Source organism: Archangium violaceum, from assembly GCF_016887565.1.
In the GTDB taxonomy this organism is placed as follows: domain Bacteria; phylum Myxococcota; class Myxococcia; order Myxococcales; family Myxococcaceae; genus Archangium; species Archangium violaceum_B.
On sequence record NZ_CP069396.1, the window covers coordinates 6,769,643 to 6,788,013 of the forward strand.

Annotated in this window: 17 protein-coding genes; 9 read left to right on the forward strand and 8 right to left on the reverse strand. The window is 68.3% G+C overall.

What is annotated here, in order from left to right; all coding sequences use genetic code 11:
• The first annotated feature begins 70 nt into the window (after positions 1 to 70).
• A complete protein-coding gene (locus JRI60_RS27250) occupies positions 71 to 1,387 on the forward strand; it encodes a hypothetical protein (protein WP_239469749.1) in 1,317 nt (438 codons plus the stop codon).
• A gap of 3 nt (positions 1,388 to 1,390) precedes the next feature.
• Complete coding sequence (locus tag JRI60_RS27255; RefSeq protein WP_204218805.1) at positions 1,391 to 2,581, forward strand: hypothetical protein; 1,191 nt, start codon at positions 1,391 to 1,393, stop codon at positions 2,579 to 2,581.
• Positions 2,582 to 2,609: 28 nt separating this feature from the next.
• Here JRI60_RS27255 and JRI60_RS27260 read toward each other — a convergent pair whose 3' ends face one another.
• The 4 genes from JRI60_RS27260 to JRI60_RS27275 all read right to left on the reverse strand — a co-directional run bounded on the left by JRI60_RS27260 (position 2,610) and on the right by JRI60_RS27275 (position 7,048).
• The gene (locus JRI60_RS27260; protein ID WP_204218806.1) at positions 2,610 to 3,371 is read right to left on the reverse strand and encodes an MBL fold metallo-hydrolase; all 762 of its coding nucleotides are present in this window, start codon (positions 3,369 to 3,371) and stop codon (positions 2,610 to 2,612) included.
• Positions 3,372 to 3,457: 86 nt separating this feature from the next.
• Positions 3,458 to 4,675, reverse strand: coding sequence for a cytochrome P450 (locus JRI60_RS27265; RefSeq protein WP_204218807.1), 1,218 nt, complete (start codon positions 4,673 to 4,675; stop codon positions 3,458 to 3,460).
• A 77-nt stretch (positions 4,676 to 4,752) separates the two neighbouring features.
• Positions 4,753 to 6,375 carry a sensor histidine kinase gene (locus tag JRI60_RS27270; protein WP_204218808.1) on the reverse strand — a complete coding sequence of 541 codons (1,623 nt, stop codon included), beginning with the start codon at positions 6,373 to 6,375 and terminating at the stop codon, positions 4,753 to 4,755.
• Complete coding sequence (locus JRI60_RS27275) at positions 6,344 to 7,048, reverse strand: response regulator transcription factor (RefSeq protein WP_204218809.1); 705 nt, start codon at positions 7,046 to 7,048, stop codon at positions 6,344 to 6,346. The genes JRI60_RS27270 and JRI60_RS27275 overlap by 32 nt, the downstream gene beginning before the upstream one ends.
• Before the next feature lie 90 nt (positions 7,049 to 7,138).
• Between JRI60_RS27275 and JRI60_RS27280 the strand changes: the two genes are divergently transcribed.
• Together JRI60_RS27280 and JRI60_RS27285 are read left to right on the forward strand one after the other, a co-directional pair.
• A complete protein-coding gene (locus tag JRI60_RS27280; RefSeq protein WP_204218810.1) occupies positions 7,139 to 7,780 on the forward strand; it encodes a hypothetical protein in 642 nt (213 codons plus the stop codon).
• A gap of 130 nt (positions 7,781 to 7,910) precedes the next feature.
• Positions 7,911 to 8,381, forward strand: a complete 471-nt coding sequence (locus JRI60_RS27285) for an NUDIX hydrolase (RefSeq protein WP_204218811.1) — start codon at positions 7,911 to 7,913, stop codon at positions 8,379 to 8,381.
• A 34-nt stretch (positions 8,382 to 8,415) separates the two neighbouring features.
• Here the strand turns inward: JRI60_RS27285 and JRI60_RS27290 are convergent, their stop codons facing one another.
• Complete coding sequence (locus JRI60_RS27290) at positions 8,416 to 8,895, reverse strand: SRPBCC family protein (protein WP_204218812.1); 480 nt, start codon at positions 8,893 to 8,895, stop codon at positions 8,416 to 8,418.
• A 224-nt stretch (positions 8,896 to 9,119) separates the two neighbouring features.
• On the opposite strand from JRI60_RS27290, the gene JRI60_RS27295 reads away from it, so the two are divergent.
• The 4 genes from JRI60_RS27295 (at position 9,120) to JRI60_RS27310 (ending at position 15,806) form a co-directional block, all read left to right on the forward strand.
• The gene (locus JRI60_RS27295; protein WP_204218813.1) at positions 9,120 to 9,725 is read left to right on the forward strand and encodes a hypothetical protein; all 606 of its coding nucleotides are present in this window, start codon (positions 9,120 to 9,122) and stop codon (positions 9,723 to 9,725) included.
• A 313-nt stretch (positions 9,726 to 10,038) separates the two neighbouring features.
• On the forward strand, positions 10,039 to 11,682 hold the full coding sequence (locus tag JRI60_RS27300) for a fibronectin type III domain-containing protein (RefSeq protein WP_204218814.1): 1,644 nt from the start codon (positions 10,039 to 10,041) through the stop codon (positions 11,680 to 11,682).
• Positions 11,683 to 11,878: 196 nt separating this feature from the next.
• Positions 11,879 to 14,707, forward strand: coding sequence for a tetratricopeptide repeat protein (locus JRI60_RS27305; RefSeq protein ID WP_204218815.1), 2,829 nt, complete (start codon positions 11,879 to 11,881; stop codon positions 14,705 to 14,707).
• A gap of 139 nt (positions 14,708 to 14,846) precedes the next feature.
• Positions 14,847 to 15,806, forward strand: coding sequence for an NAD(P)-dependent alcohol dehydrogenase (locus tag JRI60_RS27310; protein WP_204218816.1), 960 nt, complete (start codon positions 14,847 to 14,849; stop codon positions 15,804 to 15,806).
• 37 nt (positions 15,807 to 15,843) lie between these two features.
• On the opposite strand, the gene JRI60_RS27315 is transcribed toward JRI60_RS27310, so the two are convergent.
• From JRI60_RS27315 to trhA, 3 genes are all read right to left on the reverse strand, one after another.
• Entirely contained in the window at positions 15,844 to 16,317 is a 474-nt protein-coding gene (locus JRI60_RS27315; protein ID WP_239469750.1) for an SRPBCC family protein, read from the reverse strand.
• A 39-nt stretch (positions 16,318 to 16,356) separates the two neighbouring features.
• Positions 16,357 to 16,707, reverse strand: a complete 351-nt coding sequence (locus JRI60_RS27320; RefSeq protein WP_204218817.1) for an ArsR/SmtB family transcription factor — start codon at positions 16,705 to 16,707, stop codon at positions 16,357 to 16,359.
• 115 nt (positions 16,708 to 16,822) lie between these two features.
• Positions 16,823 to 17,431, reverse strand: a complete 609-nt coding sequence (trhA, locus tag JRI60_RS27325; RefSeq protein ID WP_430384326.1) for a PAQR family membrane homeostasis protein TrhA — start codon at positions 17,429 to 17,431, stop codon at positions 16,823 to 16,825.
• 298 nt (positions 17,432 to 17,729) lie between these two features.
• Here trhA and JRI60_RS27330 point away from each other — a divergent pair, with 298 nt between their 5' ends.
• On the forward strand, positions 17,730 to 18,320 hold the full coding sequence (locus tag JRI60_RS27330; protein WP_204218819.1) for a TIGR02265 family protein: 591 nt from the start codon (positions 17,730 to 17,732) through the stop codon (positions 18,318 to 18,320).
• The last annotated feature ends 51 nt before the right edge of the window (positions 18,321 to 18,371 follow it).

Below are 18,371 nucleotides of genomic sequence, written 5' to 3' on the forward strand. Positions count from 1 at the left end.
GCACGAACATTCCCCGGCGGGTGCACGGGGCCTTCATTCGCATTGCACTCCCCCGCCCCATCCTGGGGCCATGAACCCCGACACCCTCGCTGGGGCCATGAGCCCCGAGACTCCCACGCCCCCGCGCGTCCCCGCCCCACCGAAGCGGGCGCTCTCGTGGCTCGTCCGCCACCACGTCTTCGGCAGCCTGCTCATCGTCGTCTTCGCCACCGCGGTCATCGCCAGCCAGGTGGTGGACCGGACCGACTTCGCCAACTCGGAGCTGGCCCGGGACGTCGAGGAGCGCTGGGGCGCTCCGGTGACACAGCCGGCCCCCTCGCTGCGCTACGTGCAGAGCGGCACCATCTTCACCGAGCTCAAGCCCCTGCCCTTCGACAAGCAGCACGTGCAGGTGCAGGCCCGGATGAACTACCGCAAGCGCGGCCTGCGCTACTTCTCCGGCTTCGACTTCACCCTCTCGGCCGACTACGCCGTCGTCAACCGCGAGGGCCACGACATCGACGTGGCCTTCATCTTCCCCATCGAGGTGGACAAGTCCCAGGTGCTCCTCTCGGAGCTGCAGTTCCTCGTGAACGGCGCCGAGTCGGACCTGGACCTGGGCGAGTCCGGCAACCGGCTCGTCTGGACGGGCCGCATCCCCCAGGGAGCCACCAGCACCTTCTCCATCCGCTACCGCGCCCGGGGGCTCGACTCCTTCGTCTACAAGCTGGATCCCGCCCTGCCCGCCCGTGACGTGCGGCTGCACCTGGCCGTGGAGGGCGGAGAGAATTTCGACTACCCGCCCCAGGTGCTCGCCGCCTCCTCGGTGGCTCCCGGGCGCGACACGGTGGCGCTCGACTGGGCCTTCCAGTCGCTCGAGTCGGGCGTGAGCCTCGGCGTCATCCTCCCCTCGGAGGAGGCGTATGACGAGGTCGTCGCCACCATGGCCCGCCGGGCCTGGGTGCCCTTCCTCGGACTGGTGGCGCTGCTGGCCGCCTTCAGCATCCGCCACCGCCGGCCGCTCGCCTTCTACGAGGCGTACCTCGTGGCCGCCGCCTACGGCTTCTTCTTCGTGCTGCTCGCCTACCTCGCGGCCTTCATGAACTTCTACGTGGCCTATGCGCTGGCCACGCTCGGCCTCGGCGCCGCGGTGGTGCTCTACGCGAAGCGGCTCTACCCCGAGGAGCGCACCTCCCGGCTCGCGGGCGTCTGGGCCGCCACCCTCGGAGTGCCCACCCTCGCCGTCATCCTCCAGGGCTACACCGGCCTCATCTACACGTTGGAGATCCTCGCGGCGCTGCTCGGCCTGATGGCCCTCTCCACCCGCGCGAGCGTGCGGGCCCTGCTGTCGGATCTCCCCCCGGGCGGCCAGCCGCCGCACGTCCCCGCCACCCAGGAAGCGCGGTGAACCATGTCGACCTCTTCTCTCGTCCTCGGACTGCTGTTGACCACCTCGGCCGCGACGTCCACCTCGCCGGCCATGCCCTCGGGCACCGTGACGGTGCCCCTCCAGGAGCTGCTCCCGCTCTACACGCAGCAGCAGCGGCAGGCGCCTCCTCCCGCGCCTCCCACGGATGCCCTGGTGGTGAAGAGCCAGCTGAAGGGACGCCTCACCTCGGAGGCCCTGCTGGTGGATGCGCACTTCGAGGTGGAGGTGCTCGCCAGCGAGCGCTGGACCCAGGTGCGGCTGCTACAGCTCGACGCGGAGACGTACGTGACGGCGCTCCCCGCGCTGGATGACGCCACGGTGGGCGTGATGGACGGCCAGCTGACCCTGGTGACCCGGGAGCCTGGCCGCTATTCCTTCGATGTGAGCCTCGCCCTGCGGCCCATGGGGACCGGCGCCGAGCGCCAGGTGCAGCTGCGCTTCGGCCCGCACGTCACGCCGGTGCCGCTCCGGCTGGAGGCGGATGCCACGGCCTTCACCCTGACGGAGCCGGCCTCCTCCGAGGGTGAGGAGTCCGAGGTGTATCCCCGGCAGGGCGTGGTGAGGATCGGCTGGCGCACGGCCGCCGCGCCGAAGGTGGCCCGGCAGGTGGTGCGCCCGCCGCTGGAGCCGAGCATCCCCGAGGCCCACGCCTCCTGGGTGTCCACGCTGGAGGGCAAGGCCACCGTGCGCATGCGCTACAAGCTGCGGCTGGACCGGGAGCAGGAGCTCGAGCTGGAGCTCCCCGAGGGTCACCGCCTGGAGCGGGTGCTGCTGGACTCGACGCCCCTGCCCGCCAACATGAAGGACGGCCAGCTGAAGCTGAAGGTAGCGCCGACGCGGTTCGGCGAAACGGAGGCCACGCTGGAGGTGGTGCTGGCGAGGGACCTGGGCATCTTCCACCTGTCGGGCAGGCTGAAGCTGGCGCTGCCGCGAGTGTCCTGGCCGGTGGCCACGCTGCGAGCCCGGGCGCACTTTCCGGCCGTCTTCAACTACCGGCGCGAGGGCGGAAGCATGGAGCAGTACGAGACGGAAGCGGAGAACGCGCCAGAGGAAGGCCAGACGATGCCCCTGCCGGGCAAGGAGCTCTTCTTCCGCCAGTACCTCGTGGCGGCCTCCGCGCCCACGCTGGAGCTGGGCTACTCGGTGGACATCTCCAAGAGCTACTTCCGCTGAGCGGGGACGGCGAGCGGCGGAGGGAGACTCACTCCGCCGCGAACGCCTGGAGCGGCATGTACCCGGGGAGCACCCCGGTGTGCGAGAAGACGAGCTGCTTCACCTCCCCGGGCAGCATCCGCGCCGCCAGGGCCTTCAGGGACGCGCGGTTCTGGGCGGAGTCCTCGGTGACAGGCCACTTGGCGGCGACGAGCCTTCCGTCCTTCGTGGCGTCCGCGCTGTCTCCGAGGAAGAGGACGCCCTTGACCTGGTACGCGGCACTCCCCCTGCTGTGACCGGGGATGGAGTAGGCACGAATGGCCAGGTTGCCCACGTTGATCGTCTCGCCGTCCTTCAGCGTGCGGGTGACACGCACCTGGCGGTCGGCGATCGGCAGGAGCCTGCCCATGAGGCTGCCGGGCTTCTCCTTCCCCTCGGCGATGGCCACGTCCTCCGCGAACGCCAGGACCTCGGCCTTGGGGAAGAGGTGGCACCCGGAGACGTGGTCCACGTGCCCGTGGGTGAGGAAGATGGCCTTCACCGCGTCGGGCCCGAGTCCCCGGCGCTTCAGCTCGGCCAGGATGGCCTTGCCCTGGGGATCCGCGCCCGCGTCGATGAGCACCACCTCGCCATTGCCAGCGTCGAGCACGTCCAGGCTGACGTAGCCGTCATCCACCACCCGGACGAAGCCCTCCAGCTCGAGGCCACCCGGAATCTCCGGGTTGCCGACGAACATGGTCACGAACACCGCCACCAGGCCCAACAGGGGGAGAAGCAGGAGCAGCCCGGCAATCTTCAAGACGCGCTTCATCGAGACCTCGCCCGACGTGAACCAGCACTTCTGGCTCCTCCCCACCACGTGCGAAGGGAGGAGCCAGGGTCAGACCGCCCGAGGGCTCAGAAGGTCACGTCGAGCTTGCTCAGCTGGCGACCCAGCGGCGGCGACGGCACCCACTCCCGGTTCGCCAGCCGGAGGTTGGGGAAGCGGGGCAGGAAGGTGGAGAAGAAGATCTGCGCCTCGAGGCGGGCCAGCGAGGCGCCCAGGCAGTAGTAGGCCCCGTAGCCGAACGTGACGTGCTTGTTGTGCTTCCGGGTGATGTCGAACCGGCCGCCCTCTGGGAACGAGTCCGAATCACGGTTGGCGGAAGCCAGGCTCACGAACACGAGCTGCCCGGGCTGGATCTGCTTGCCACCCATCTCGATCTGCGTGCCGGCCACGCGCAAGATGACGCCGCCGATGCCCGAGTAGCGCAGCATCTCCTCCACGGCGGATTGCATCAGCTCCGGATTGGAGCGCAGCATCGCGAGCTGCTCGGGGTGGTCGAGCAGCGCCGACAGGCCGTTGCAGATGAGGTTGGCCGTCGTCTCGTGGCCCGCGAACAGGAGCAGCACGCAGTTGGCGGCGATCTCCTCGGTGTTGCGGATGTTGCCCGCGGCCTCCTCCTCCACGAAGACGCTGATGAGATCCTTGCGGGGCGTGAGCCGGTGCTCGGCGACGATGGGCCGCATGTAGTCGGTCATTTCCATCACGCTCTTCTGGCTCTGGAGGAGCTGCTCCATGGTGGAGCTGCGGAAGATGTTGAGCAGATCGCGCGACCAGGTCTGCAGCAGCTCGCGGTCCTTCGTGGGCACGCCGAGCATCTCGGCGATGACGTTGGCGGGCAGCGGGTAGGCCAGCTCGCTGACGACCTCGGCCCCGCCACGGGCCTGCGCGGCGTCGAGCAGCTCGTTGGTGAGCTCCTGGATGCGCGGGCGCAAGGCCTCGAGCGTCGAGGGCGTGAAGTACTTCTTGAGGATGCGCTGGAAGCGCAGATGGTCCTCGGTGTTGTCGTTGCCCATCCACATGCGGATGGAGTCACGCAGGGGGCGCAGTTGCTGGCGGGCCTCCTCGGGCATCGCATCCAGCCGGCCGGTGCCGGTGGCCTGGATGAAGCGGGGATCCTTGAGCGCCGCGACGACATCGGCATGGCGGGTGAGCAGCCATCCACCGAGCTGGGGGCTGAAGTGCACCGGGTCCTCGGAGCGGATCCGGGTCAGCAGCGGGTGGGAGTCGCGGACCACCTCCGGGGTGAAGAAGTCGTAGCGAGGTGGAGTCGAGGTGTTGGCGTTGATCATGGAGGCGAGGGGGTGAGGGATGGACAGCCGCTCCATTTTCACCCGTTGCCGATGCTCCTGGGTAGTCCCCCGGGCAGTCACCGTGGCGGGGCCACCACGGCGAAGGCCGCCCCCTTCTCTCGCGGTGGCAACAACTCCAGGCTCGCCCCGAAGGCGCGCAGCATCGACTGGGCGATCGTCAGCCCGAGCCCCGTGCCTCCCCGCTCCCTCGCCGTCGTGAAGAAGGCGTCGAAGACGCGCGCCCGGTTGGCCTCGGAGATGCCCTTGCCATCGTCCCGCACGAGGACCCGCGCCCTCCCCTCGTCCACCACGTCCGCCTCCAGCCGCACGCGCACGTCCTCTCCTCCGTGCTGCGAGGCGTTGGCGATGAGCTGCCAGACGATGTCCTCCAGCACCTCGGAGGGCAGGCCCAGCCGGAGCCCGGTGGGGACAGTGCCCACCTCCACGGAGAGTCCCTGGGCCCGCGCACGCTCCGCGAGCGAGGCCAGCAAGGGGGCCAGCTCGGTGCTCGCGGGACGGGCCACCAGCGAGTCCGCGCGGGCCAGCTCCAGCAGCCGCTGCACCAGCCGGGTGAGGCGCCGGGCGTCCGCGTCGATGTTGGCGAGGAAGCGCTCGCGCTGCTCGGGGGACATGGCATCGGCGCTGTCGCGCAGCAGCTCCACCGCCCCCTGGATGGAGGCGAGCGGCGTCTTGAACTCGTGCGACACATTGGCCGCGAACGAGCGGATGTACTGATTGCGATCCCTCAACGCGGAGGCCATGCCGGCCAGGGACTCGGAGAGCTCGGCGAGCTCCTCCACCACCGGGCGCGACACGGGGACGAAGCCCTCGGGGGCGCTGGCGGCGATGGCTCGCGTCTGCCGGACGAGGGCCCTCACCGGGCGCACCACCAGCGTCGCCGCGGCCAGCGACATCAGCGCCACCACGGCCACCAGCACCAGCCCGGTGGCGGTGAGGTTCCACCGGTCCGCGTAGAGCGCCTTGGCGAACGTCATGGGCGTGCGGGAGAGCACCACCGCCCCCCAGACACGCTCCCCTTCGAGGACAGGCAGCACCACCGTCACCCGCACGCCGGTGTCACGGCTCAGGGACGCGAGCGGAGCATCCTCGGGGTCCGCGAGGCGCCGGCGCAGCACGCCGCCGTGCCCTCCGCGCAGGGCCCGCTGCACCTCCTCGCGAGCCACCAGCGAGGTCCCCAGGCCCGAGGAGCTGCTGGCCACCACCACGCCCTGGGTGTCCACCACGCGGATGCCGGCCAGGGTGGAGCGCGCCACCTGGATGAGCAGTGGCGAGAGTCGATCGCCCGCCCGCAGCGCGCGGGGCTCGGCGGAGATGGCGGAGAGCGGTGGTTCCTCCACGGCGGGGAGCACCTCGGAGGAGGCCCGGAGCGACGGGAGGATGGGCCGCAGGTGCGAACCACTGGGGCCCGGGAAGGGCCAGGGAGCCAGGCGGCCCACGCCGTAGGGCTCGGTGCCCACCTGCTCGCGCAGCAGCTCGCGGTACACCTCGGTCACCACGACGCCCTGGGCGATGAGCTCGGTCTCCGTCTGACGGATGAGCTGATCGTCATAGACGCGGACGAGCGACAGGCCGAGCAGCGCGAGCATGGGGGCTCCCAGGCCCACCGCCGCGAAGACCATCCACAGGCGCGGGCGGGCGCGCTTGCGTTCAGGGGATGGCGAGCCGGTAGCCAAGGCCATGCACCGTCTGGATGACTTCGCCTCCGGCGGCGGCGAACTTCTGCCGGATGTGACGCACGTGGCTGTCGATGGTGCGGTCACTCACCACCACATCCTCGTAGACGCGCGTCATCAGCTCGTCCCGGGTGAAGGCCTTGCCGGGGGCTCGGAGGAGTGCGGCGAGCAGGTGGAACTCGGTGACCGTCAGCACCACCTCGTGCTCGTCCCAATAAGCGCGCCACAGGTCGAGATCCAACCGCAGGGGTCCGCGCCGCAGCACCTGCGGGGAGGACGCGGAGGCGGGAGCCGCGGGGCTCGAGGAGGCACGGGCGCGCCGCAACACCGCCTTGACCCGAGCGACCAGCTCGCGCGGACTGAAGGGCTTGGTGAGGTAGTCGTCGCCCCCCAGCTCCAGGCCCAGGATGCGGTCCACCTCGTCATCTCGCGAGGAGAGGAACACGATGGGGACCTCGTGGGAGCGGCGCACCTCGCGGCACATCTCCAGCCCGTCCATCTCGGGCATCATGATGTCCAGGACGATCAACGCGGGGACGGAGCGGCGCACCTGCTCCAGGCCAGCGCGCCCGTTGGAGGCCTGCTCCACGTGGAAGCCCGCCTGCCCGAGCGCGAAGCCCACCACCTCGCGCAGGTGCGGATCATCGTCGACGACCAGGATGGAGGCTCGTTCGGTCACGGTTCCCGGAGCCTACCTCCGGACTTGTCGGAGGTGCCAACTACAGTGGAAGTCCCCATCGGAGGCGCTGATGACGTCCACGCTGCTGGTATGGTGGGCTCACTCCTACTCGCCGTCTGGCTCGACTTCCTCAACCTCGCCGACGTCGCGCTCAGACAGCACCTCCACCCCGTGGAGACGCTCTTCGCGGACATGTGGCGCAGGCAGGAGATGCTCGAGCCCGCCATGGAGGCGCTCTCCTCCCGGGATCACGGGCAGGTGGAAGCCGCGGCGCAAGACGTGCCCCCGCTGGTAGGCCATCTCACGGGCGAATTCGCGATCACCGTGGAGAGAATGCGTGTGGCGGCGGAGAACATCCAGAAGGTGCTGGTTCTCAAGGAAGCCATCGAGACTGTCACGATGCTCTCGACGATGAGGTTCTCGCTGCCCTCGGTGCCTCCGTTCACTCCTGCCCTGGTCGGCATCGGCCTGGCGGTAGGCGGCGACGGCGTGATGATGGGCACGCGGATTGTCGTGTCCGCCGAGTGGGTGGAACTGATGCGCCAGTTGGTGCGCGCGGGCGTCCTCTCGTTCCCCGTCGTCAGCGCCGCCGTGCGGATTCAGGCGGGACAGGCGATGTTGGCGCAGGCACACGGTGAACTGCCGCAGGGCGTGCGCGAGGCGACGAGGCCATTCACGGCGGTGGGAACTGGATGCTGGGACGCACATGGCCGGGTGAATGGAACCGGATGATCATGAAGGCGCTCCAAGACGCTGAGTTCAGGTTGGGTCGACTGTTGACGCGGAACGAGGTGCTGGACATCGTCGCGGAGCGTATGAAGGTGTACAAGATCCCGATGAATTTCACGCGCTGGGGTGGACGATGAGCGAGGATCGTTCCTGGGAGGGCAATTGGAAAGTCCGCTTGTACGAGCGGGTCCGCGAGCGCGGCTACGATTCGCTTACCGCCTTCGCCGAGGCGCGCCCTACCTCTTCGCTGGTGGCGCTGGCCGAGGAGCTTGGTCCGGACGATGTCGCCGGCGTGCAGGTGTTCAGTAGACTGGTGGCCGAAGCGGAGCGGAACCACCAGGTCACACGCCTTGTGCGCGGACAACTCGTGCGAGAGCTGTGCGCGTGTCTCCCAAATGGCTGGCCGGCCGTCCTCGACGACACAAACCGTTTCAAGGTCGCCAAGGCACTCGGATTGTGGAGTTCCTTTACCCCAACAACCCATGAGGAGCGTGTCAGGAGGGCTGGCGACGCGCTCCTCGCCTCGCCACCGCCCCCCGGCTGGCGTCCCCTCGGGCCCGACGACGAATTGCTGCGCACGCTCCTGCCCGACGAGGAAGTCTGAACGTCTCCCGTTGGAGCGTGCGGCTCCTGCTCCATCAAGAGATGGAGGCGAGCAGCCTGTCGAGTGCGGCGTAGCTCTGGTTGAGACCCTCCTCCATTCCCGAGCCCAGCATTCCGTCCCGATCCTCCTGGGTGTGGAAGAGGGACGTGTTGATGAGCCGGGTGCGGCCGCCGTCGAGCGCCTCGAGCGTGATGATGTCGACCGACACGTGGCCCGGCATGCCGTCCCACTCGAACGTGCTCTCGACGCGCTCGGGCGGCTTCACCTCGCGATAGCGGCCCTCGAATCCGTAAACGCCCTCGGGGCCGTGCTCGACGAAGCGCCAGTGGCCGCCCCGCTCGACCTCCATGCGCTCGATGACCAGCTTGTTGCCTCGACCCCACCATTGCGCGACCAGGTCCGGATCCGTCAGGGCCAGCCACACGCGCTCGCGGCTCGCGTTGAAGATTCGTTCGATCCTTATTTCCCGTTCGCCCGGAGTGGTCACGCTCGCCTGCTGCGTCTCTGTTTGCATGACGGCCGTCCTTTCGTCGTGCCTTCGAAGCACTGGGGAGTGCTTCCTCATGCGTAAGCATGGGCACGCACGATTCTCTCGATCACGGCAACGGGAGGCTGGCAGCGGAAGCGCTCGCCCGGCTACCTGGGGACCCCTCCGGACCGAGGCGACCTCGAAGGGCCGGTTTGTCCCCGCATCGGAGCACCACCAACTTCGGACGAAATCAAGGAGGTCACCTGCTCATGATGCGTCGAATCGCGGTGTGTCTCGTCTCGCTCATGCTCACCTCGCCCGTCTGGGCCCAGGACCAGGAGCCCAAGGAAACCCCACCCGCCACGGGAGGCTCGGGCACGCCCACGGACATGTCCAAGATGGGGCCGTGGACCCGCAAGCCCACCAATGAAGCGAAGACTCGAAAGGAGATCGAAGCCTGGGTCAAGGAAGGCGACGCCATCATGAAGCAGCGCAACTTCGAGGCGGATATCGCCCGAGCCGACTTCCCGGTCTACATGGCGACCGACAACAGCAAGGGCGTCCCGATGGCCGAGACGTACGACCGGCAGAAGTACGTGGAGATGATGAAGCCCATGTTCGACGAGATGCCCGCGGACATGCAGGTGAAACACAAGCTCGACATCACCGTGTTGTCCGACTCGCTCGTCACCTTCAAGGATGACTACACGCTGACCATGGGGGGGGAGAAGCGGCAAGGCAGGAACGCCGGGCTCCTCGTGAAGCGTGATGGCCAGTGGAAGTGGAAGGCGTTCTTCGAGGCGGGCTGGGGTGACATGCCGTCCGAGGCGGTCGGCGGCTCCGGTATGCACGAAGAACCGGAGAAGCCGCAGTAGGGCTCATCTGGCCGTACGCGCTGAAGCTGAAGATTTTCCCGGGTTCCGCACGAGAGCCCTCGGAAAAAAATCCTGGATGCAGGGGGCGCACGTGAGCCGCGGACGGCGGGGAAGCCGTGCCCTGGAAGCACGCCCATCCGCCCGAGATCGAACAACCCCCTGTTTTCCCGGAAGAATGGAATCCACGGGACCTCCCTGCCCCTCGGGGTGAGCTGACTGTTCAAGGCCCGGCATGAATCTGGCTTTGGACAGTCCTCAACCACCGAGGTGACAGGTCAATGCCTGTCACCACCCCCAGATGGAGTGGATTGACATGCATCGGAGAAACATCCCAGTGGTACAGGCCCCGGCGCTGCTCACCGTGCTGCTGGTGTCCCTCGCGGGGACGCCAGCGGCCGCGCTGCTCGGCGGGCTGGACTCGACGCCCCCCCAACTCAAGATCATCCGGCCCGCCAGCTCCGCCGTCCTCCAGGGCCAGGTAGCCCTCGAGGTCGAGTCGGATGACGGGCTGCTGGGCTCGGGGGTAGCCCGGGTGGAGTACCAGGTGGATTCCACCACGAACACCTGGGTGGCGCTGTCCGGGAGCCTGCTGTCGACGAAATACCGGGGCGTCTGGGCGAGCTCGTCCGTGCTGGATGGCAGCCACAACCTCTACGTCCGCGCCACGGACAATTCCGGAAACCAGCGGCTCGCGTCCGTGCTGGCGGTGGTGGGCAATCCGCCCGCCGCGCCCTCGGGGGTGAAGCTGACGGCTCCAGCGATCCCCAGCAATGGCGGCTACCTCGACGTCTCCTGGAGCGCCAACACGGAGGCGGACCTTGCGGGCTATGCCGTCTACCGGAGCACCACGGCCGGTGGCCCGTACACGAAGGTGGCCAGCACCTCGGGCACCTTCCACCGGGATGATCCGCTGAGCATCGGCACCCCCTACCATTACGTGGTGGTGGCGGTGGACGCGGCCGGCAACGAGTCCCCATTCTCCGCCGAGGTCTCGGACACGCCCAGGGACACCCTGCCCCCGCGCGTGTATGCGACGAGCCCCTCGCTGGGAGGGACGGACTTCGCCGAAATCGACTGGCTCACGGACGAGCGCTCGACCTCGCAGGTCGAGTACGGCACCACCAGCGCCCTGGGCAGTGCGACGAGCGTGGATCCCAACCTCACCCTGAACCACCACGTGCGCCTCTCGAACCTGCAGCCGGGCACGACGTACTTCTTCAAGGTCCGCTCGGTGGACGTGGCCGGGAATGACACGGTCTCGCCGGTCCTCTCGTTCACCACCCAGGTGGACTACCCGCCGACCGTGAGCATCGTGAACCTGTCCAACGGGGCCGTGCTCCGCGAGTCCATCCCTCTGCAGATCCAGGCCGTCGATCAGGTGCACCTGTCCAAGGTCGAGTACACGATCGACGGCGTCTTCTGGCGGAGCACGTCCTACAACAGCCAGACCGGGTACTACGAGGGACTGCTCGACACGAACACCCTGTCGGAGGGCTCCCACATGGTGGGTGCCCGCGCCACCGACCACCGGGGACAGGAGACGCTGGCGCTGATCGACGTGTGGGTCGAGCGTTCCACGGAGCACAAGGTGCGGATGGCCGCGAGCGACCGGGGCTCGGGCATCGCCGCCATGGAATGGCAGGTGCACCTGGTGCCGGCCGGAGCGGAGCTGGAAGTAGCGCCGGAGCCGGACCCCGCCGCCTGGCAGCCGCTCCCGTTCGACGCGAGGTCCGGACTGTACGAGACGAGCTGGCTGGCGCCCGTGGTGGGGGTTGGGCAGCGCGGCTTCCTGTATGCGCGGGCCACCGACGGAGCCGGGAAGAGCACCACCTCCGTGTGGGAGATCGAAGTCCCGGCCAACGGACGTGACTTCCAGTTCACTGGCGTGAGGGACGAGGAGGAGTCCGGCACGGTGGTCATCGAGCCCATCGGGGCCGAGGAAGTCTCCCGCTTCTGAACGCCTGGTTCGCGCGAGGCCAGGGGGGTTCTCTCCCCTGGCCCGAGGTCACAGCAGCGAGGCGGCGTGAGCGTAGGCGTCTCCTCCGCCGCGCTGATCCTCGCCCCCCCGTCTTGCGCTGGCTCGCTGGCTCATCCGTTGTCACGGTCCTCGAACATCCCGAGGTTTGAGGGCTGGAATCAGGGGAGGACATGCGATGCCGGTCGCGATCACCTTCGGGCCCGTTTTCTGGGTCATCCTCACGCTCGGGCTGCTCGTGGCCGGCCTCGTATGGCGCTACCGGCCCTATATCGCCGGCGCATTCCCACGTGTGACCGCCCTCGCATGGCCCTATCCGCTCACCGGTCTCATCCTTGTCGCCGGAATCCTCCTCGGCGGTTTCCTCCTCATGGAGGCGACGCTCCGCCTGTGGTGGTCGGCTCCGTTCTTCCTGCTTCACGCCGAATCCGCTGACCCGTCCTCCCCGGGTTGGCTGTCGAGATTGGCCTGGCTCTGGCCCTGGCTTCCGGCGTACCTCCTGCTCCTCGTCCTCCTCTATCCCGCGGCCCGCGTCTTCTCCCGCCGCGTCTTCCACGCCGTCGTGAGCATCGTGCTGCTCTCCATGGTCCTCGGCGTCGCCTTGCAGGGCGAGCGGACCGCGCGGCCCGCCGCCGCCCCCATGCAGCCCGTCTTCATGGTGTCCCCCTTCACCGCCGCGACCACGCTCAATGACTGCCTGATCGCCTCGAGCCAGGCCCCCCTGTCGTCCTCCCTCCCGGTCTCGTCCATCATCCGGAGTGCCCTCTCCGCCGGATGTCCGGACGGGGGCCTGCCCGTCATGATGGTTCCGTGGAGCCTGGCCGCCGCCGGGCAGTCCTCGGACGCGGTCGCCATCGAGCGCTTCGCGGCGCGGGTCATCGAGCCCACGTTCCACCGGGAGAACACCGGCCCGGGGATCGTCACGAGCGTCTTCTTCGGCCTGGGGCTGCTGCTCACTCTCGGCTGGCTGGACCGGCTCAACCTGCGCCGGGCCCTTCTCCCCATCCGGGTGGGAAGCATCAGCGGCGTCGACGGAAAGCCCCGGCCCGACCTCGAGCAGTTGATGCGGGAGTGCCTTCACCGGAATGCCCCTCACGCCCCTTCACCGCTGCCAGGTGGGGAAATGCTCTACTGGCAGGACTTCGTGGAGCAACAGTCCAGCAAGGACGAGCACTGGCTTTCCAGGACCGTAGCGCTCGTCCTCCGCTTCCTCCATCCGCCGGGGGGCCTGGAGGTGCGAGGGACGCTCGTCGAGGAATACCGCGAAGCCGGACGGCCCCACCACTCCCGGCGCCGGCATGGCATCCGGGTCAACATGGTGGACATCCACTCGAATCAGACCCTGATGGCGCTCACCTTCTGGAGCGACGAGAAGGTCGAGCACGCCATCGAGCTGGCGGCGTATTCCGCCGCGGAGCGCGCGCTGGAAGTGTGCCGCAAGCTGCCGGAGTGGGTGTACTGGAGGGATGACAGCAACGGGGACGCGCTCCGCCAGTATTACCAGGGGCTGGATGTATTTGGGCAGGGCTCCGGAGAAAAGCACCTGGCCCATGAAGCCCGGATCCACCTGCGCGAGGCCGCCAAACGGAGCCCCGGGAGCGCGCTCGCGCGGCTACAGCTCGCCGAAATCCTCGATGCCGACGGGGACGAAGTCGGCGCCGTCGAACTCTACCTCGATCTCATTTCCCGCTACCCGCGCTTGCTGGTGGCCCACTACCGGCTGGCCTCCGTCTGTCGCACGGTGGCGGCCTGGGCACCACGCCTGCAGGAGTGGCGTCAGCACCGCGACCTGCGGGCCTGGCAGGCCTACCTGAACGACATGCGCCTGCATGGCTATTTCTGGCCTCGCTTCGGAGACATGCCTCCGTGGCTCCGGATCCAGGAGTCGCTCTCCTGTTCCTGTGCCAGGAGGTTGAGGAAGCCAACCTGGCTGGGACGCCTGTACATGATGCAGCGCACGCAATCCCAGACACTCAGATCGTGGCGGTGCTTCCGGAGTGTCGAGCCCCTCGAGCTCTCGGCCAAGAAATGGCCCTATGAACCCATCCAGGAGGATGACACCCGAACGCTCCAGGCCCTCCTGCTCGACGTGGGCAGCCGGGCCCTGGAAAAGCACGAGCGAGCCTGCAGGTGGTGGGTGTGGCTCTGGTGCATCGGCAATACCGCCGAGCGTCGGCTCTTCCGCGAGCTCCTGCTGTGGCCGCCCAGGAAGCGGAGGGCCACCCTGCTGTCCATACGGGCGTCCCGCTGCTGCATCGAGTTGCATCAGCTCCTGCTCCTGAACGAGTCGGGCCCGCTCGACGACTGGATGAAGAAGCAGTACCAGCGCCGGCGCGCGCGTTGCCTGCGACGGGCGGAACAGCTGGCCATCGAGACGAAGCTCGCGGCGCGCGTCATCGACAATCACCTCGGGCTGGTGCACTACAACCTTGCCTGCTTCCGAGCGCTGCAGCTCCAGCTCGAGGGTGTCGAACGTGGGGTGCGCATTCCCGGGCCCGGTCCCCTCACCCGGTGGCAAGGCTGGAAGGCCTCACGGTATGGCCAGAAGTCCGAGCGGCTGGGCCAGAAGTCGTTCCAGCTGCAGGGCAAGGTGAGGGAACTCGCCAAGAGGTCCGACGCCCTGAAGGAGCGACCGGTATATCCGTGGAGGCTGGAGGCGTGGTGGCTGGACCGGAGGAAGGCGAAGCTGATGCGGAAGGTCGCTGCCACGAGCACGCGCTCCCGTGAGCTGTGCAAGCGCTCCGATACGATGGCCGGGCGGGTTCTGCCGGACGATGAGAGCCTGGGCCGGCTGGCAATAAACCACCTCACCTATGCGATGAAGGATCCCGATGGACCCTTCTCCGCGGGGACCTGGAAGTGGCTGCTCCGATATCCAGAGCTGGCGTCCATCCACGAGCTGCCGGCCTTCCGGGCCTGGGGCCGGGCGGTGCTACGGCAGTGGGACGTTCACAAGGAAATCGAGGAACCCCCCAAGCGCTGGTGGACCTCCCTGTTGAGCCACTGAACATCCGCTTTCGCTCAGACCGGATTCAGCTCGTCGGCGTGAACCTCCAACCGGAGCCGAGTCCTGGAGGCCCCGGCTGGGGCTTCGGCCGAAACCTGAGTGATCTGGGCGTGACCGACAGGCATTAGGATGCGCGGCCATGAGCGTTCCCGAGAAAATGCAGGCCGTCCTCTTCGACAGCTATGGCTCCCCGGACGTCCTCCACGTCGCCGAGGTGCCCGTCCCCATCCCCGCGGCGAACGAGGTGTTGGTGCGGGTGCGCGCCGCTGGCGTCAACCCCGCCGACACCGGACTGCGGGCCGGGAAGTACAAGCTCTTCTCCGGCAGCCGGTTCCCCATGGGGCTCGGTCTGGACCTGGCGGGAGAGGTCGCCCAGGTGGGCACGGGCGTGAAGGACTTCCGCCCGGGAGACGCTGTCTACACCTTCCGGGACGCGGGCCGTCCCGGCTCCTATGCCCAGTACGCCACCGTCAGTGCGACGCACCTCGCGCCCAAGCCGAAGACGCTCGGCTTCACCGAGGCGGCCGCGGTGCCAGTGGCCGCGCTCACCGCCCTCCAGGGACTGCGCGTCCGCGGCGAGCTGAAGGCCGGCCAACGCCTGCTCGTCATCGGCGCCTCGGGCGGCGTGGGTACCTTCGCCGTGCAGATGGGAAAGCTCCTGGGAGCCCACGTCACGGGCGTGTGCAGCACCCGGAACGTGGAGCTGGTGCGCGGGCTGGGCGCGGACGAGATCATCGACTACACGCGGGAGTCCTTCGTCTCCGGAGGCCGGAGCTGGGACGTCATCCTCGACACGGTGGGGACGGACTACGGCGCCTCCAAGAAGGCGCTCGCCCGCCGTGGCACCTGGGTCACCATCGTTCCCTCTCCCAAGGTGGTGTTCTACACCGCGCTCCGCATGCTGCCCGGAGGACCTCGGGTCCACACCTTCATGGCACAACCGGAAGCCGCGCAGCTCCGAGAGGTGGCGGAGTGGATCGACTCCGGCCGGCTGCGCGTCCTTGTCGAGAAGGTGTACCCGCTGCCCGAGGTGGCCGAGGCCCACCGGCACAGCGAGTCCCACCGCGCACGGGGCAAGCTCGTCCTGGAGCTGCCCTGACACCCAAAGGGCGCGTCCATCCACTCGGCTCTCGTCATCAGGCCCGCTGAGCCAGATGCTCGGCGAGGCGATCCAGGGTCTCGTTGCCGCCCTTCTCCACTCCGAACTTGCGCACCTCCTCGAACGCCGCGGCGCTGGGCCACACGCTGTGCATGGTGAGGCGGGTCTTTCCGCCTTGCGCCTCGAACGTCACCGTGACGTGGAACTGCTCGACCTCGGTGCTCGTGCCGTGGCTGTACACCAGGCGCTCGGGACGGACGACCTCGCGGTAGGTGATGAGGTTGTCGAACTCGCCGTACTCGGCATGCTTCATCACGTACTTCCAGGTGCCGCCCGGGCGCACGTCCATGGACTCGGTCACCGTGGTGAAGCCGTGCGGCCCCCACCAACGTGAGACGTGCTCGGGCTTCGTCCATACCTCGAACACGCGCTCGCGCGGAGCGTCGTACACGCGCGTGAGGATGATCTCCCGGTCCGTGGTGCTCACTACGTCGCGCTTCATGTCGATCATCGCTTCCGTCCTCTCGTGGGTGGGGTGATTCGCAGGGGGCTACTTCTTGCGACCGGGCTCGGGCTCCTGGCTCCGCAACTCCTCCAGGTAGTCCCCGAGCCGGTCGAGGCTCTCGTCGAAGAAACGGCGGTAGTGCTCCAGCCACGCCGCCACGTCCCGCAGCGGCTCCCCCTCCAACCGGCACGGGCGCCACTGCGCCTCGCGGCCGCGCGAGATGAGCCCCGCGTTCTCCAGCACCTTGAGGTGCTTGGAGACCGCCGGGAGGCTCATGTCGAAGGGCGCCGCGAGCTCGCCCACCGTCGCCTCCCCCTTCGCCAGCCGCGCGAGGATGGCGCGGCGCGTCGGGTCGGCGAGTGCGGCGAACGTAGTGCTCAGTCGATCGGGGGTCATGGAGCATTGAACCAACTGGTTAATTATCCTTTTGGTTAAATACCCACGTGCACCTCGGGAGTCAAGGGAGAACCCTCGGGGTGGAGAGCAAGCAGGGGCCCGGGGGCTTGCTACTTCACCGGCGCCACAGCACGTCGAGGATGACGGCGTAGTGCACGGAGGCCGCGGCGATGACCATGAGGTGGAACAGCTCGTGGTAGCCGAAGACGGTGGGGCGAGGATCCGGCCACCTGCGCGCGTAGACGCAGGCGCCCAGGGCATAGAGGACGGCCCCGAAGACGAGCCACCCGACACGCGCCGGGCCAATGACGTCCGGCAGCCGCAGCATCACCGGGAGCGACACCGTCCCCAGCACGACATAGAGCACGGAGCGGAGCCCCCGCGGCCCGGAGCGGCCCAACAGCGCGAGCCCGGCGCCCGTGAGCGCCGCGCCCCACATCACCCAGAGCAGCAGCGGGCCCCACCCTCCCGCAGTGTCCAGCGCGGCGATGGGCGTGAAGGACCCGGCGATGAGGGCATAGATGGCCGCGTGGTCGAACCGCTGGATGCGCCGGTAGGTGGCGGGACTCCAGTTGGGACAGTGGTACGTCGCGCTGATGCCGAACATCAGCACGAGGCTGAAGCCGAACACCATGCCGGCCAGGTGCAGCACGCCCTCGACCGGAGCCAGCGCCAGGAAGAAGCACCCGGCGATCGCCGCCACGAACGCGAACGCGTGTGACACACCGCGTAGCCTGGGCTTCACTTCATCTTCGACCCGGAGAGTCTCGACGCGCGCTGAGGAGGCCATGACATGCTCGTACCTCCGGCAGGTCACCATCGTGTCAGCGGGTGGAGTCCTCCTGTCCAGGCACGGACTCTCCGCGCCCGGGTCTGCCGCCTCGTGCACACTGACCCGCGGGCGAGATGAACACGATACGAAAGAGTGACTCATGACTCCAGTGCCGGGAGCGTGAACGGCTGATCACTCCTTCCACGATGGGATTTCTCAGGCCCCCGGACCGTGAATTAAGGTGGAGGCCATGACGAGTCTCGGCTCCGAGGAGGAGCTGTTCCAGCGACTGACCTCCCTGGACCCCACGCACACCATGCGTGGGTTCTTCTTCAACTCCGTGTTGGAGGTGGTGCGGCTGCTGGGAGACGAGTCCGCCGTGAAGCACTGCCTGAGCGCCGCTGGGGAGCCTCGGTACCTGGACTTCTTCAGCTACCCCACCGAGTCCTATGTCCGGATGCTCTACACCGCGGCGAAGCGCCTGAGCGACAGGTATGGCGGCTTCGAGGGAGCCCTGCGGGTGATGGGCGCCCGGACGGTGATGAAGTTCTTCGACTCCGCCGCGGGCAGGGCCCTGCAGGTGGTGGTGGAAGGCAATCCGAAGCGGTTGCTCGAGAACCTCCCGGCGACACACAGGATGGGACTCCGGGGTGGACACTGCACACTGAGGTGGGAGGGCTCCACGCGAGGGGTGCTCTTCATCGAGCGCATCTCCGCTCCCGCCCCCTTCATCGAGGGCGCGCTGCATACGCTCTTCGAGGCCACGAGGGCCCGGAACCTGAAGGTGGCCTCGCGGCAGACGGCACCGCTCGACGTCGAGTTCGAGGTGTCCTGGGAGTAACCTGGCAGGACGCTGTCCCAGGGGGCGTGTTCGAGGAGTCCCGGGTCGGGA

Coding starts and splice junctions, on each gene's coding strand:
- JRI60_RS27250 (WP_239469749.1), top strand. CDS start 71: ATGAACCCCGACACCCTCGCTGGGGCCATGAGCCCCGAGACTCCCACG.
- JRI60_RS27255 (WP_204218805.1), top strand. CDS start 1,391: ATGTCGACCTCTTCTCTCGTCCTCGGACTGCTGTTGACCACCTCGGCC.
- JRI60_RS27260 (WP_204218806.1), bottom strand. CDS start 3,371: ATGAAGCGCGTCTTGAAGATTGCCGGGCTGCTCCTGCTTCTCCCCCTG.
- JRI60_RS27265 (WP_204218807.1), bottom strand. CDS start 4,675: ATGATCAACGCCAACACCTCGACTCCACCTCGCTACGACTTCTTCACC.
- JRI60_RS27270 (WP_204218808.1), bottom strand. CDS start 6,375: ATGGCCTTGGCTACCGGCTCGCCATCCCCTGAACGCAAGCGCGCCCGC.
- JRI60_RS27280 (WP_204218810.1), top strand. CDS start 7,139: ATGGTGGGCTCACTCCTACTCGCCGTCTGGCTCGACTTCCTCAACCTC.
- JRI60_RS27285 (WP_204218811.1), top strand. CDS start 7,911: ATGAGCGAGGATCGTTCCTGGGAGGGCAATTGGAAAGTCCGCTTGTAC.
- JRI60_RS27290 (WP_204218812.1), bottom strand. CDS start 8,895: ATGCAAACAGAGACGCAGCAGGCGAGCGTGACCACTCCGGGCGAACGG.
- JRI60_RS27295 (WP_204218813.1), top strand. CDS start 9,120: ATGATGCGTCGAATCGCGGTGTGTCTCGTCTCGCTCATGCTCACCTCG.
- JRI60_RS27300 (WP_204218814.1), top strand. CDS start 10,039: ATGCATCGGAGAAACATCCCAGTGGTACAGGCCCCGGCGCTGCTCACC.
- JRI60_RS27305 (WP_204218815.1), top strand. CDS start 11,879: ATGCCGGTCGCGATCACCTTCGGGCCCGTTTTCTGGGTCATCCTCACG.
- JRI60_RS27310 (WP_204218816.1), top strand. CDS start 14,847: ATGAGCGTTCCCGAGAAAATGCAGGCCGTCCTCTTCGACAGCTATGGC.
- JRI60_RS27315 (WP_239469750.1), bottom strand. CDS start 16,317: ATGATCGACATGAAGCGCGACGTAGTGAGCACCACGGACCGGGAGATC.
- JRI60_RS27320 (WP_204218817.1), bottom strand. CDS start 16,707: ATGACCCCCGATCGACTGAGCACTACGTTCGCCGCACTCGCCGACCCG.
- JRI60_RS27330 (WP_204218819.1), top strand. CDS start 17,730: ATGACGAGTCTCGGCTCCGAGGAGGAGCTGTTCCAGCGACTGACCTCC.